Here is a 13,444-nt window from a genome sequence, read left to right as displayed (position 1 = left end):
ATGAAGGCGATGATGTAGCAAATTGTGGCGCTCAGGAGTGTAGGAATCATCAAGACTCCGAACCAACCGATGTAAATCCGGTTGTCGGTTGATGTTACCCACTCACAAAAGCGTTCCCAGACGTTGGCGCTTTCGCGCTGCTGTAAGGTTGTTGTCATTTGTTTATGATTGCTTTATTTGGTTTTCAATGTTCGTGACGGCTTTGTGTTCCGCCATGTAAATAAACATAAAGCTTTTATTTCAGTTTGTAAAGGCCTTCTCAGCACAGTTTTTATTATAAATGTCATAAGCTGCGCTGATAATAAGCCAGAATGCTTGCTGTATGGGGTTTTAAAAAGCAGAGTGCGGAATTTGTGGACGATCGCCCACTAATGAAGAATACTCATAATCTACCTGGACAACGAGATTCCCGACTTGTCTCAGTGTTAAGATAGATGAAGGGTTGCGATCGCCAACCGCAAAACTCGCACTGCACAGATATATGTTGTTGCGTAAGTCCGATCGATAAAAATCCCAAGGAATGTCCCGCACCGTCACCTACAGCCCTGCTTATACTCTGGTTCCCACTTACGAGTGTTTTAACCGCTGCACCTATTGCAATTTTCGGGCAGAACCCCTGCAAAGTCCTTGGCTAACAATCGCAGAAGCCGAAAAACAGCTCAACTTGCTGCAAACTCAAGGTGTAATTGAAATTCTCATCCTCAGCGGCGAGGTACATCCTCACAGTCAACGGCGAAAAGCTTGGTTGCAGCGGATTTACGATTTGTGCGAACTGGCACTTGCTCTGGGATTTTTGCCGCATACTAATGTGGGGCCGCTCAGCTTTGAGGAGATGGCACTGTTAAAAGAGGTAAATGTATCAATGGGGCTGATGCTAGAACAGCTTGCCCCAGATTTGTTAAAAACGGTTCACCGACACGCACCAAGTAAAGTGCCGGCGTTGCGGCTGCAACAGTTAGAATGGGCTGGGGAATTGAAGATTCCGTTTACAACTGGTTTGCTGCTGGGAATTGGGGAAAGTGAGGGCGATTGGATTGAGACGCTGGAGGCGATCGCCCGCATTCATTCGCGTTACAATCACATTCAAGAAGTTATCCTCCAGCCTCACAGTCCGGGAAATCAACAAATTTGGGACGGTGAAGTTTTTGATGCTACAAAAATGCCGGAAGTAATTGCGATCGCCCGCAGCATCTTACCTGATGAAATTGCCCTACAAATTCCCCCCAATTTAGTTGCACAGCCCGACATATTACTTGCTTGTTTAGAAGCAGGTGCTAGAGATTTAGGAGGAATCGGGCCGCGGGATGAAGTTAATCCCGATTATCCTCACCTGCAACACCTAACTTTAACAGAAATTTTAGCAGCATCGGGATGGCAACTTGTGCAGCGTTTGCCTGTTTATCCTCAGTACGATAAGTGGCTGCCCCAGACATTGCAAACTGCTGTTAAACAATGGAGAGTCAATCGATTTTAGATTTTAGATTTTAGATTTTAGATTGAAGAATTGAGCCTACTGATAAATCCGGGGGCTTGTGACCAAATTGCTTGATATTTAGTCATTAATTATGGGTAAAGGGTAATTGGTAGTAACCTTCTTTAAATTGCTGCTATAGAGATTTTAAATCAAAGAACCGCCACCATCAATCCAGACTTCAGTACCTGTAATGAAGCTGGAGGAATGTGATACCAGAAATAACACTAACTGGGCGACTTCTTCGCTAGAACCTGCCGTATTATCCGTCAAAGGAATCATGTCTTGAATGGAATCAGGCGCGACTGGAATGCGATCGAGATGGCGCTTAACAGTGCTTTCCTCAATGGCAGTCAGCACCCCGCCCGGACAGATCACATTGACTCTAATTTGGCAGGCTGCGAGTTCTAGCGCCAGCATTTTTGCAAAGGCTACTTGGGCAGCTTTTGAACAAGCGTAGGCCGTTGCACCAACTTTCCTGAAACTTCTGGTGCCATTAATTGATGATGTAATTACAATTGAACCTCCTTGTTTTTTCAGATGAGGAACAGCATACTTAACAGTCAAAAATGTTCCTCTGAGGTTTGTGTTAATTGTCCGATCCCACTCATCGGGTTCTATCTCCTCTATCGGCGACCATACACCGTTAATACCCGCATTTGCAAACACAATATCAATTCTTTGATATTTGTCAAAAATTGTTTGAAACGCTTGTTGCATTTGTTCAGAATCCCCAACATCTGCGGCAATAGCCAGCCCGCAGCCTCCTTCATTGACCAACTGGCGGACGGTTTCTTGCCCCGTTTCCAAAATGTGATCGATAATAGCAACTTTTGCGCCTTCCTTGGCCATTAAAATTGCTGCTGCATGACCAATTCCCGACCCACCGCCGGTAATAACTGCAACTTTTTCTGAAAGTTTCATATTTTTTTAGATAAATATTTTTTTGCGCGATCGCATAGCATAAAAATAATACTCGATAGAGGACTTTAGTCCTCACTACAAACAACTTTCCGTCATCTAAATCATGAAATTAAAAAGTGGTTTAATGTACTAATTATAGCGGTAAGGTGTGCACTGCACACCCTACTTTAGGCAGAGGAGTACCTCAATTTTAATGCTGTTCTTACGGCTGTGGGACCCAGACCGAAACAGAACCGGCGTTACACCGAAAATCAGCCCAACCATCGTCATTAGTTGTGATTGGTTCTTGGATGTGTTCGGTGATGTCAATATAAGTTCGATTCGGTTGTCCGACTTCCATAAACTTAGTGCCATCGCCTCCGTTACTGAGTACCACAGCCATGCCGCCCGGATGTTCTTCATCTCCAAGTCGCGTCCAGCCAATAGTGTTGGCGTGGTCGAAGTAATCGTACTGATTGCCGTAGGAATAGGTTTGGCGCGCTAACAAGAATTTATCGAGAATAAATTGATGCTTGTCTAACCAAATCTCGTATTCGTTGCCATCATTTGCTGTGTCTTTATAGTTAGCGCCGTAATAGTCCGGGTAAAAAATGCACGGATATCCTTCGCGCCGGAGCAAGATTAAAGCGTAGGCAAGAGGTTTAAACCAAGCTTCGACAACTGATTCTAAGGATTGCAAGGGTTGCGAATCGTGGTTGTCAACCAAGGTAACGGCGAGGGTTGGTTGCTGTTGGACGAGGGTGTTATCAAAAATTGTTCGCAAGTCGTAGCTATTGCCGGCTTTGCTAGCAGCGTGGAAGTTGTAGTGGAGGGGTGCGTCAAATAAGGAGACTTTACCATCCGTTGCTTGGATGAAGTAGTGCAAAGCTTCCACTTCGTAAGACCAATATTCGCCGACGGCAAATAGGTCGCGTTTGACATAGTTACGAACGTGTTCCAACCATTCTTGGAAAAATTCTGCTGCTACGTGTTTGACAGCATCGAAGCGAAAGCCGTCAACGTTTGTTGTATCGACATACCACTCACCCCAATATTTTAATTCGCCGGTGACTTCTGGGTTGTCCATATCTAAATCGCAACCCATCAGGTAGTCGAAATTACCTTTTTCTAAGTCTACTCCTTGATCGAATTCTTTGCCTTTTAGCAGGTAAACGGCATGGGTTTCTGTGTTGTAAACGTTGTAATCAATGGCGTCAAAATGCCACCAATGCCACTCCATGCTGGAATATTTTTTGTCGCGGCCTGGGAAGGTAAAATGCGTCCAAGCTTTGATTTTTTGATATTCGCCTACGGTGTCATTCCGGTTGTCGGGATTGAAGGGTGTGGCTTCGGCTTCTTCTTCTGCATCGGCACCTAATTTGTGGTTGAAGACAACATCGGCATAAATCCGAATTCCTGCATCTTGGGCAGCTTTAATCGCGGCCAAATACTCATCTTTTGTGCCGTATTTCGTGCGTACCGACCCTTTTTGGTCGAACTCGCCTAAATCGAATAAGTCGTAGACGCCGTAACCTACATCCATACCGCCGCCAGTTCCTTTATAGGCGGGTGGCAACCAAAGGGATGTAACGCCTATTTTGGCTAAATCTTTTGCAGATTTCGCTAGCTGATTCCACAGGCTGCCGTCGTCGGGGCTGTACCAGTGGAAATACTGCATCATGACGCCATTTAGTTCAGACATATATTTAGTTTTTCCTGTTTTGTTAAATTGCGATCGACATTTATGTTCGTAGCTCGCTAGTTTACGTATGTCTGCAATCTATGGTTAATAAATATCATAAAAGATGGGGCTGCTAAAAACAATCTATCTGTTGATGTATTGACAACAGAATGTAAATTTGATAGTAATTATTTTAGGCAGACTAAAAAATATTAAGTTAGTGGCGATTTTGCAGCAACTCGCTCAACTCTGGTGTTCCAAGTACCGTCGATCGCCAATTCAAGCAATCTAAATCCCGCCGGGATTTCGTCAACTATAATCGGATGGCTTTTGGGTAAAAGTTGGATGCAGGTGCTGGGTGTCCCCAAGTAGGTAACTGACCCCCGCTGTTGTTGAAATTCTTGGTGAATGTGGCCACAAAGAACGATTTTGATTTGAGGGTATCGATCGACAATTGCCAAAAATTCATCGGCATTGTGCAGCATCATTCCATCCATTATTTCAGAGTCGATCGGCAGCGGATGATGGTGCAAGGCAATAATAACAGGTCGATCGCCCGTTTGTTGCAGTTGAGAGTCGAGCCAATGCAAGCTTTCTGGGGAAAGCCGCCCGCCGTCGCATCCGGCTTCCACACTCGAAAGCAATAGAAATTGCCAGTTTCCTAGTTTCCATGATTTTTCTGGAGAAAGAGGCGACTGATTTAAGATTTCTGCCATGACTGGGATGTTGTCGTGGTTCCCAGGTATCCAGTAGGCGGGAATTCCTAGGGGGGCGATGAGGGAGACGAGGCGCTGGTAGGATTCTGGTGTTTCGTCTTGGGACAAGTCGCCTGTGAGTAGGAGTAAGTCGGGCGGCGGCTGTATCTGTTGCACGCGATCGAGAACTGCTTGGAGGGTGCGGGTTGTTGAGAGGCCTTTCCATTCTCGATCGATCTCTGCAAACAAGTGAGTGTCGGTGATTTGGGCGACGAGAAGGGGAAAAACTGGTGTCATGGCTGGTGTTGCGGGTCGTTGCTATAGTTCTAGAGTACCTTCCCACAAGGGTTTTGGGGATATGGAAAGGGCGATTCCCTACCCTTGGGGAACCCAGGCGCGATCGGGATAGCTGCGCTTTACGAAAATTTTGACAGGTATGTTAAAATTTTCGAGATTTGGTGTACTATAAGAAAACGTCAAATTTCAGACGTGACGGCGGCATAGCCAAGTGGTAAGGCAGAGGTCTGCAAAACCTCCACCCCCAGTTCAAATCTGGGTGCCGCCTTTTTTAATTTTTGTTAGATGTGGCTAAAATGCCGTTTGGGCGATCGAGAAGGTTAACAGGATATAGGGAGAGTGCTCAAGTCCACTGGGAAAATCTTCTTGAGTTCTAGCTTTATAACAGCAAATAAAGATGACCCAAGAATCTGAGTCGAAAACCAGAAAACAGAGAATTAATACTAAGCTAAAGTCACTCAATTGGCAGATTGTCAAATATCGAGATGGGTTGGATACTTCCGCGCTGCAATGCCATGCAGTTGAGGAATATCCTACAGCCAATGGCCCGGCTGATTATGCCTTGTTTGTCAAAGGACGGCTTTTGGGTGTTGTTGAAGCCAAAAAAGTAGCGGTTGGCGCACAAAATGTCTTGGAACAAGCAAAGCGCTACTCGCGGGGGGTGTTTAATGGGATTGGGAATTGGCGAGGCTACCGAGTGCCTTTTCTCTACTCTACGAATGGCGAAAATATTTATTCTCTGGATGTTAGAGGCCACCTGAATATCTTTCGGGAAATTGCCAGTTTTCATACAGCGGATGCCTTAACGGAAATGTTTGATCATGACCAAGCTGCCAGCTATACTCGGTTGCAGAATACTCCGATTAAGCAAATTGAGAGGCTTCGCCCCTACCAGGAAAAGGCGATCGCGGCCACAGAATCAGCGATCGTCAAAGGCAAACGAGCGATGCTGGTGGCTATGGCGACGGGAACCGGCAAAACCTTTCTCACAGTTGCTCAAATTTATCGGTTGCTAGAGGCGAAGGTAGCCAAGCGGATTCTGTTTTTAGTCGATCGCAGGGCATTAGCAGCACAGGCGATCGCGATCACAAGACATTTCCTCATAGAACGCCGCAAACACTAACTCTATTCCCAGCACAAACTGTATCCTCTCCCGTTTGGAGGCGAAATGATAACTCCGTCCATCAATCGCAATAATGCAATTTTTCTCTTCTATCTCGCTCAACCATTTCGTCAGATGATTTATGTTTATATACAAGCAAAAACAAGCTAAAGCTAGAGTTGTCAAGTAATATAAAAATCTTTTTCCTCATCACTTGTAAACAAGGTTTTATTTAAATAGTGACACTCACCTTTCACATAATAAATTGAGCAAAATTTATTATCATTCATTAAAGTTTTCCATCTTTTCCAATAGATATGTCTGACAATAAAAGCTACAAAAGCATGTGGCGTTAGAAGATACTTACTTGGAATCCTTATTTCATTTTGAAAACCTAAGTGTAGATGTGAAGTAGAATGAACAGGTGGATCATGAAGGCTTTCATCATAATCATATCTTACTGGTGTTACAGCATTTTTTAACTTAGCTTCATCTATAACTTGCTCGTAATCTTGGCGGAATTCTTCTCCGCAATCTATATAAAATAAATTATTTTCATATAGAAACTCTTCGTAAGTTGGAAATTTAGAAGGTACTTCGTAATAGGCATATCTATACTTTACTTCATTATTTAAATAACTTTCGCAAGAGAATTGAAAAAAAGAATAATCTTCGAGTAAGATATCATAATCTTTGTTAATTATAGCCACTTGATATAAATTACGATAATCCCCACCTTGAGAAGCTTGAAAGAAATCACTTGAGAATTTTGAAGGTTTAAACATTACCGCCTTAGTATAGTTTTCAGTGTAGAACAAATTGCAAGCTCTCAATATCTTTTTTGCTTTTTTAAACCCCTCTTCCATGATTGCTAAATTCATTTCTTTCCTTCCAACTTCATTAAATGCAGCAGTTCTTCAGGGGAAATATTTTTTCTCTCGGCTTCATTAAAAAGTTCCTGAATTTTCTCTCGTAAAGGTGCTTTTGCTACATTGACATCAGCCAAATCTCTTTGGAAAACATTCATTTCTTCAATATTTGGATATATAAACTCAAGGTTGGGCATTTTACTTAAAGCTGCTCTAATTTCTTTAAATAAAATTTCAGCATACTCGTTTGCGCCTGTCACAACTAACCAAGCTTTTGCACGAGTAAATGCAGTAAATAATTTATTCCTAGCAATTATTGAATCTTTTTCATAAACAAATGTATCTACTCCAATTACATAAACTATAGCCGCTTCATTACCTTTAGCCCTATAAACTGTAGATAGAGTTACACATCCTTCCACAAAAAAGTCTGTTGCATAAATATCTGCAAGAACATTATTTGATTTAATATCTATTTCCCTTAAATTTTCACTAATCCTAGTAAAATATTTTCTGGCATATTTATCATCTATACAAACAACAAGAATGTCTTCTGGATTAAGTTTTTCATTCTCAATATCATTTTGTATAGAATTACAAACCCAACTTACTTCATCAGTCATATCAGAAGCCGTGTAAGATCTAATAAGTTCCTCGGGTTTTTGCTTCTCTGATATAGTTAAAGGGCTATTATTGAGTGGTCTCTGGATGATCATGTGAGATCCTTCTTTACAATCACCTTGAATAACTTCGTATCCAAGATCACTCCAATGGTCTTTGTTTTCCAGCATCTGTATAATTTTGGAATTATAAATCCCGAAGCCTATTGCATGTGCAAGAACTAGAATTTCTCGTGAGCTACGATAACACTTGGCTAGAACTATATCGTTATCTATCTGGGGATATTGCTTTTGCAACTTAGCTAAATCAATTCCTTTGTACTTATATTTTTCATTTTTAAATGTCTCTACAGTGGACTGGATTTTGACATTTAAAATATTTTGGAGTTCATCATAACCCCACACGAGGCAGTCATTACTTACAATTTGACGACATAATTGATAGAAAGAAGGCTTAAAGTCTTGTGCTTCGTCCATGAGGACATAATCATAAACTTTGTCTAATCTCCCATTTTTTTTAGCAAGTAAATCTTGGCAAACAAAGTCAAAAGGATCGACTGACCGATTTCTAGCTTCTTGAAAACTTATAGGCTGAACATTATTCTGACTGCACATTTGATAGTATACACCCTTTACTGAACTGCCTCCCCAACCATGCAAGATGTGTACTTTTTTCCAGTCTGGATCGCTATCTTCATGCTGTCTGTAAAATCTTGTGATTAAACGTTTAATGTAGCTATACAAACTTTTAGTATTAAAAGTATATAAAATAATCGCATCTGGATTACGTAGATGAATTAATGCCGCTTTCATTGTTAATACAATTGTCTTTCCTGATCCAGCAAGTCCTCTAATTCTTTGAGGACCTTCCAATTGAGTTAAAGCTGCATACTTCTGTTTCTTATCAAAATTAGCTATTTCTTGTTCTAAAGCACTTAAGATTCCGCCCTTAGTATTTGATTGATTTTCTAATATATACCGTTCCTTAGGCTTGATAATACCTTTAGAACCCTCAAGAACAGCAATAATTTCATTTAATATTTCCTCTGAAATAGCTGATTCATTATTAACTTGATTTAAAGATGTAGTAATTTGTGAATCATTAATTATTAATTCATTTTCTAAATCCAAATACTGAGAATCAATATTAGGTGCATATATGGCTGCATTAATGTCAATCAAAAGACTGCTACGATCTTTTCTAATATTTTTATTCTTTATTAATTTGGAAAATATAAAGCTGTATATTTGAGATAATTCATCATCAATATATTTAATATTTTCGAGTTTTAATTCTCGTGATGCTCTGTTGTTACACTGAAATATAAAGATTCCATGATATGGGCATATTAGCATCAAGCTAGGAGATTGAACATCTTCATCAATATTCTTAAAGATAGGAAAATTATAGTAAAGCACTGAGTTAGTTATGCCCAGCTTTTGTTCGTGTTCTTCTAAGAATCTAACCAACTGGTTAGAAGCTTGATCATCATAAAAGCCTTGAGAGAGAATATTTTTTTGCATTCTAAAGTGTCTCCGTTTGAGAAAACTTACAGCAGTTTCTGGATTATTATACTCGACTTTTGATACTAAAAGCTGTTTATAAACAAAGATTACAGCGGTTCCCGCTTTTGTGACGTACAGTAGCAATTAGCAAACCAATTTATTACAAACCACTACAAAATATTTAGTGTACCGCATAAAAGCGGAAACATCTGTAACAGTTTGAAACTCTTATCTAGCAAAGGGTTCAAAGAATAACAACAGCGTACTCACACTGAGGGATGTAGAGAATGAACGATAGGAGGGATCACATCTTCCCCCCTTTTGGCAGCACTCCTCAAACTGGCTTTAGCTCCAAACTGCGCCACAAGTACCACGAAGCAACACTGCGTAACATAGCGTGCCGTAGGGCAAGAGCTACCACTTGGGAACTTGGCGCATCAAAGCCCAAATTAATCCCTACAATGCAGCGAGAATAGGTATCAATCACCGTTGTTAACCAGGGACGACCTAAAAGCTGACCATCTCGATCTACCAACAACACATCTGCACGGGTATGGTCACATTGCCAAACATGGTTGCTATACTCCACTGATAAGTCTTTGCCATCACGAGTTTTAACCGATAGCCGCGATCCTCGCCATCCTCTACTCCTGACACTTTGCTTTTGCTCTTGCTGCTCAACAATTGGTTGCAGAACGCGATATACCGTTCTGTAACTGGGGTAATCTTCTTGACCTAATTCTTGCGCCCTTGCCTGAACACGAATCGCTACTTGGGCAGGGGTAATGCGTTTACTACCTTTATTGCCCTCCTTGTAGGTTTTAAGGATGAAGTCTTGCCAGTCAGGGGCGATGCGATGCTTTCCTTTATCGGCGCGTTGATCGTGGTTAAGAGCGGCTAATCCTTCTTGCTCCCACTTAGCAACCAACCGTCGCACCGTTCGCACTGATACGCCCAGCTTTTGGGCTGCTTCTCCTTGCCTTTGCCCATAGGTGCGGCGATCACACGGTTCCATAAGGCTCTGAATTACCTCCTGCTTAAGCTTTGCTTCATCTGAGAGTTCAGTCACTATTTCCTGAACTTCAACAGGGCTAGCTGTTTCATCTGAGGAAGGGATCAGCATTTATACCTCCAAGCAATTGCTGCATAACGATAGGTACATAAATGTTTGATTAAAACATTTATGTATTATAAGACAAAAGGACAATAATGTGTCAATCCTTAAAAAACTCGTAAAAATAGCCGTTTTCAAGAAAAGACACATAATTTGTCAATTATAGAAGAGCGGACAACTAATTTGTCAAAAGTCTCCCGTCGTCAAAGAAAGGTATTAAAATAGCTTAAAGCCTTATTCTATAAGGATTGTGAAGCGGTCAAAGCTAGTGGTCAATAATTTGGCAAGTGGACAAATAATTTGACACTCGACAAAGAGATACTCTATAGGGATTGATAAAATAAATCCAACCTTGACGCGGTTTTTGTCCAGCCACTCGCTCACCCCAATTCACTCATTAACTTTTCTCTTTCTTTGGAGAGATTAAGTCTCACCTGTTCCTCTGGTTCGTGGCTATATTTAACCTCAAGCATGGGAGCAGTGCTATAGACATATTCTAGTAACTGATTCAGTTTATCCTCTCCGGCACCGGCCCATTCTCTCCTGATGTTGTCAAGCATGAGCTTCAGACCTAAAGGTAACTTTAAATCATCCACATTACCAGCTCCCTCACCAAGTCTGATGAATATACTGTCTCCCTGAGATTCTTGAACAATCTCTTTGCCATTCATTTGATTTAAAACAGCCTCTATGCCTTCATTCTAAGGCCCAAAGTAATAATAACGCCAATCTAAATCAGTAAGCTGCTTGTCTGTCCATTTGACCGCATAAAGATCGGCCAAATACAAAAACTTGATTAACTGCGTTTTTGTAATATAGCCTTTTGTTGCGTACACAAAGTATTTGATCAGATTTTCTAGCATGGCTTTCCTTCTTCGGATTTCAAAAATCTCCCTAATTAATCTTATAATTTGTTCGCTCAATTTAACTTTAGTCTATTATATCATCCAAAGGAAAGCTTGGCTCTTAAACCACTAAAAAAATATCACAATTTAATTGCTAATCACTAATCGCCCCAAAGCAATTAGTGATTAGCAATCTTAGCCAAATTATCACATTTTGCTGATAATTCTCTGCACGATTTCCACGCCTGTTACCGCTTGCCAGCCAAACAGCCCCAAGAGCACAACATTCAGAAAGATGTGAGCGTTTCTCGCCCAATCATTGCCTTTTTGCATCAAAGGAGTCAGCGAGGCGGCGATCGCAATTATTGCCATCATTCCCAACCCTGCTAGCAAGTGCGGGCCGACAAATAGCTTGCCGTTATTGATGTAGGTGACAGCCATTCCCACGATCGCCACCGTAACCATCAATGCTAACAGCAAAGAACCCATCTGGTGGTGCTTGACGTTAAATTTGCCCTTAATTAACTCTTTTTTGAGTTCGCCTTCGGCACTTCTGGTACGTCGGATTTGAAGGCCGAGATACAAAGCATAAAATGAGATGGCCAGCAGTACCCACATTAAAACTGGGTGGATGAATTGGCTCCAAACTTTCACTGACTGAGGAATTTCGAGATTCATAGTGTTCTGAGGATTAGCAAACATACTTCATAAAACTTAGCATACCAGTCAGGCCGTCTCGTGCGACGGTAAAAATATACGGTATGAGAGACTATTATGCCTGCCACTAAACAAGACGCTGTATTGATTCAAGCCGCCAAGACTGGCAACATTATTCACGTCCAAGCTTTACTCGCTAAGAATGTTAACGCTAACGCCAAAGACTCTGAGGGGACGACGGCTTTGATGTTTGCTGCCCAAAAAGGCTATACAGAAATCGTGCGTATTCTACTAAACAATGACGCTAATGTCAACCATGTGAGCAGGCGTTTTGGCTTGACGGCTTTAATGCTGGCGGCGGCTCACAAACAGGCTGACTCTGTGCGGCTGTTGCTGGCTGCGGGTGCTGATGTTAATGCTAAAAATGATGATGGAAGTACGGCTTTGATGGCTGCTTCTCTGAAAGGTGATATCAATGTTATCCGGCTTTTACTTGATGCTAATGCTGATGTAAATGTACAAGATAAAGATGGAGATTCAGCTCTGAAAATAGCTGCTTTATCGGGTCACGAAGCTGTTGTCAAAGCTTTGGTGGATGCGGGTGCTGTTGCTGACAATTCTATGCTGTTTTTAGCTGTCCGTCAAGGAAGCGCTGAAATTGTGCGAATTTTGCTCAATTGTGGGGCGGATGCTAATGTTAAAAATCTAGAGAGCAAAACTGCTTTGATGCTGGCTGCGACGGCGGGAAATTTGGCTGTTGTCGAGGCGCTGTTGGCTGCTGGTGCTGATGTCGAAATTCGCGACAAAAACGGCGAAACTGCTTTAACTTTGGCTGCCGATTCCGGCAATACTGATGTGGTGCAAACTTTGCTTGGTGCAGGTGCTGATGCGAATGTGAAAAATGGAGATGGGGGCACGGCTTTGATGGCCGCGGCTGCTGGAGGAAATGCGCCGATCGCCCATATCTTACTCGATGCTGGCGCGGATATCAACGCTAAGGATAAAGATGATGAAACTGCTTTGAATTTTGCCGTGGTTGAAGGGTGCGAAGATGTGGTGGAATTGCTCTTAAACCGAGGTGCTAGTGTCGGTTCGAGAAATCGGTTGGGCGATACGCCTTTACTCGTGGCGGCTGTTCACGGCCATAGTGCGATCGTATCGGCTTTGCTGCAAAAAGTAAACTCAAATCGGGATGAATTTCTGAATGCGAAAAACTTTGGGGAGACGGCTTTGACGCTGGCTGCTTTTCACGGACATACCGAGACGGTGAAGGCTTTGCTTGACGGCGGTGCTGATCCGAATATCCCGGCGGATTTGGGGAAAACGGCTTTAATGAAGGCGTGCGATCGCGGTTATATTGCGATCGTCCAATTATTAATCGAAAAAGGTGCCGATGTCAACTTGCTGGATGATTCGGGCGCAACAGCTTTAATGTGGGCAGCACATCGGGGTTATCCTGATGCAGTAAAGATTTTAATTGATGCTGGTTCAGAACTCAACCACAAAAATCCGGGAAATTATACAGCTTTAATGTTGGCTGAGTTTAAGGGTTATTCTAATGTGGTAAAATTGCTCAAAAGTGCTGGAGCACTGGAGTAAGAATGAAATAGTTTTGAGTAACGTAATTCTGTCATTCTGAGGGTAGGCTTTGGGAAGTGAAGAATCTCAGATATCGGGACTTACG

12 protein-coding genes, 1 tRNA gene and 1 pseudogene are annotated in these 13,444 nt (G+C 42.1%); 4 read left to right on the top strand and 10 right to left on the bottom strand.

All coding sequences use genetic code 11. The features are described from left to right. Both QUB24_RS05110 and QUB24_RS05105 read right to left on the bottom strand, forming a co-directional pair. A pseudogene (locus QUB24_RS05110) lies at positions 1-158 on the bottom strand (photosystem II q(b) protein); the annotation flags it as partial. A 172-nt stretch (positions 159-330) separates the two neighbouring features. Then, on the bottom strand, positions 331-537 hold the full coding sequence (locus tag QUB24_RS05105) for a hypothetical protein (protein ID WP_333151293.1): 207 nt from the start codon (positions 535-537) through the stop codon (positions 331-333). Between QUB24_RS05105 and cofG the strand changes: the two genes are divergently transcribed. Continuing rightward, entirely contained in the window at positions 521-1,474 is a 954-nt protein-coding gene (gene cofG / locus QUB24_RS05100; RefSeq protein WP_333151291.1) for a 7,8-didemethyl-8-hydroxy-5-deazariboflavin synthase subunit CofG, read from the top strand. The genes QUB24_RS05105 and cofG overlap by 17 nt on opposite strands. Before the next feature lie 144 nt (positions 1,475-1,618). On the opposite strand, the gene QUB24_RS05095 is transcribed toward cofG, so the two are convergent. The 3 genes from QUB24_RS05095 to cpdA all read right to left on the bottom strand — a co-directional run bounded on the left by QUB24_RS05095 (position 1,619) and on the right by cpdA (position 5,047). Continuing rightward, positions 1,619-2,395, bottom strand: a complete 777-nt coding sequence (locus tag QUB24_RS05095) for an SDR family NAD(P)-dependent oxidoreductase (protein WP_333151289.1) — start codon at positions 2,393-2,395, stop codon at positions 1,619-1,621. Positions 2,396-2,597: 202 nt separating this feature from the next. Continuing rightward, positions 2,598-4,076: an alpha-amylase gene (locus tag QUB24_RS05090; protein WP_333151287.1), complete on the bottom strand. Its 1,479-nt coding sequence runs from the start codon at positions 4,074-4,076 to the stop codon at positions 2,598-2,600. A gap of 191 nt (positions 4,077-4,267) precedes the next feature. Beyond that, on the bottom strand, positions 4,268-5,047 hold the full coding sequence (cpdA, locus tag QUB24_RS05085; RefSeq protein WP_333151285.1) for a 3',5'-cyclic-AMP phosphodiesterase: 780 nt from the start codon (positions 5,045-5,047) through the stop codon (positions 4,268-4,270). A gap of 197 nt (positions 5,048-5,244) precedes the next feature. Between cpdA and QUB24_RS05080 the strand changes: the two genes are divergently transcribed. Together QUB24_RS05080 and QUB24_RS05075 are read left to right on the top strand one after the other, a co-directional pair. Further along, positions 5,245-5,315 (top strand) — tRNA-Cys (locus QUB24_RS05080). Between the two features lie 129 nt (positions 5,316-5,444). Then, complete coding sequence (locus QUB24_RS05075; RefSeq protein WP_333151283.1) at positions 5,445-6,170, top strand: DEAD/DEAH box helicase family protein; 726 nt, start codon at positions 5,445-5,447, stop codon at positions 6,168-6,170. Positions 6,171-6,331: 161 nt separating this feature from the next. Here QUB24_RS05075 and QUB24_RS05070 read toward each other — a convergent pair whose 3' ends face one another. The 5 genes from QUB24_RS05070 to QUB24_RS05050 form a co-directional block, all read right to left on the bottom strand. Then, the gene (locus QUB24_RS05070) at positions 6,332-7,030 is read right to left on the bottom strand and encodes a DUF2290 domain-containing protein (protein WP_333151281.1); all 699 of its coding nucleotides are present in this window, start codon (positions 7,028-7,030) and stop codon (positions 6,332-6,334) included. Then, complete coding sequence (locus QUB24_RS05065; protein WP_333151280.1) at positions 7,027-9,162, bottom strand: ATP-binding domain-containing protein; 2,136 nt, start codon at positions 9,160-9,162, stop codon at positions 7,027-7,029. Before QUB24_RS05065 ends, QUB24_RS05070 begins: the two co-directional genes overlap by 4 nt. A 316-nt stretch (positions 9,163-9,478) precedes the next feature. Further along, entirely contained in the window at positions 9,479-10,267 is a 789-nt protein-coding gene (locus tag QUB24_RS05060; RefSeq protein WP_333033909.1) for a helix-turn-helix domain-containing protein, read from the bottom strand. Positions 10,268-10,638: 371 nt separating this feature from the next. Then, a complete protein-coding gene (locus QUB24_RS05055; RefSeq protein ID WP_333151278.1) occupies positions 10,639-10,929 on the bottom strand; it encodes a hypothetical protein in 291 nt (96 codons plus the stop codon). 381 nt (positions 10,930-11,310) lie between these two features. Beyond that, positions 11,311-11,781: a DUF4079 domain-containing protein gene (locus tag QUB24_RS05050; protein ID WP_333151276.1), complete on the bottom strand. Its 471-nt coding sequence runs from the start codon at positions 11,779-11,781 to the stop codon at positions 11,311-11,313. Between the two features lie 96 nt (positions 11,782-11,877). On the opposite strand from QUB24_RS05050, the gene QUB24_RS05045 reads away from it, so the two are divergent. Beyond that, positions 11,878-13,359: an ankyrin repeat domain-containing protein gene (locus tag QUB24_RS05045; RefSeq protein ID WP_333151274.1), complete on the top strand. Its 1,482-nt coding sequence runs from the start codon at positions 11,878-11,880 to the stop codon at positions 13,357-13,359. The last annotated feature ends 85 nt before the right edge of the window (positions 13,360-13,444 follow it).

It is taken from the genome of Microcoleus sp. B9-D4 (assembly GCF_036705105.1).
Taxonomy (GTDB): domain Bacteria; phylum Cyanobacteriota; class Cyanobacteriia; order Cyanobacteriales; family Microcoleaceae; genus Microcoleus.
This window is presented reverse-complemented; position numbering and strand designations above follow the sequence as displayed.

Bases quoted from the DNA above. Each gene is read 5' to 3' on its own strand.
- cofG (WP_333151291.1), top strand. From the start codon at position 521: ATGTCCCGCACCGTCACCTACAGCCCTGCTTATACTCTGGTTCCCACT.
- QUB24_RS05095 (WP_333151289.1), bottom strand. From the start codon at position 2,395: ATGAAACTTTCAGAAAAAGTTGCAGTTATTACCGGCGGTGGGTCGGGA.
- QUB24_RS05090 (WP_333151287.1), bottom strand. From the start codon at position 4,076: ATGTCTGAACTAAATGGCGTCATGATGCAGTATTTCCACTGGTACAGC.
- cpdA (WP_333151285.1), bottom strand. From the start codon at position 5,047: ATGACACCAGTTTTTCCCCTTCTCGTCGCCCAAATCACCGACACTCAC.
- QUB24_RS05075 (WP_333151283.1), top strand. From the start codon at position 5,445: ATGACCCAAGAATCTGAGTCGAAAACCAGAAAACAGAGAATTAATACT.
- QUB24_RS05070 (WP_333151281.1), bottom strand. From the start codon at position 7,030: ATGAATTTAGCAATCATGGAAGAGGGGTTTAAAAAAGCAAAAAAGATA.
- QUB24_RS05065 (WP_333151280.1), bottom strand. From the start codon at position 9,162: ATGCAAAAAAATATTCTCTCTCAAGGCTTTTATGATGATCAAGCTTCT.
- QUB24_RS05060 (WP_333033909.1), bottom strand. From the start codon at position 10,267: ATGCTGATCCCTTCCTCAGATGAAACAGCTAGCCCTGTTGAAGTTCAG.
- QUB24_RS05055 (WP_333151278.1), bottom strand. From the start codon at position 10,929: ATGAATGGCAAAGAGATTGTTCAAGAATCTCAGGGAGACAGTATATTC.
- QUB24_RS05050 (WP_333151276.1), bottom strand. From the start codon at position 11,781: ATGAATCTCGAAATTCCTCAGTCAGTGAAAGTTTGGAGCCAATTCATC.
- QUB24_RS05045 (WP_333151274.1), top strand. From the start codon at position 11,878: ATGCCTGCCACTAAACAAGACGCTGTATTGATTCAAGCCGCCAAGACT.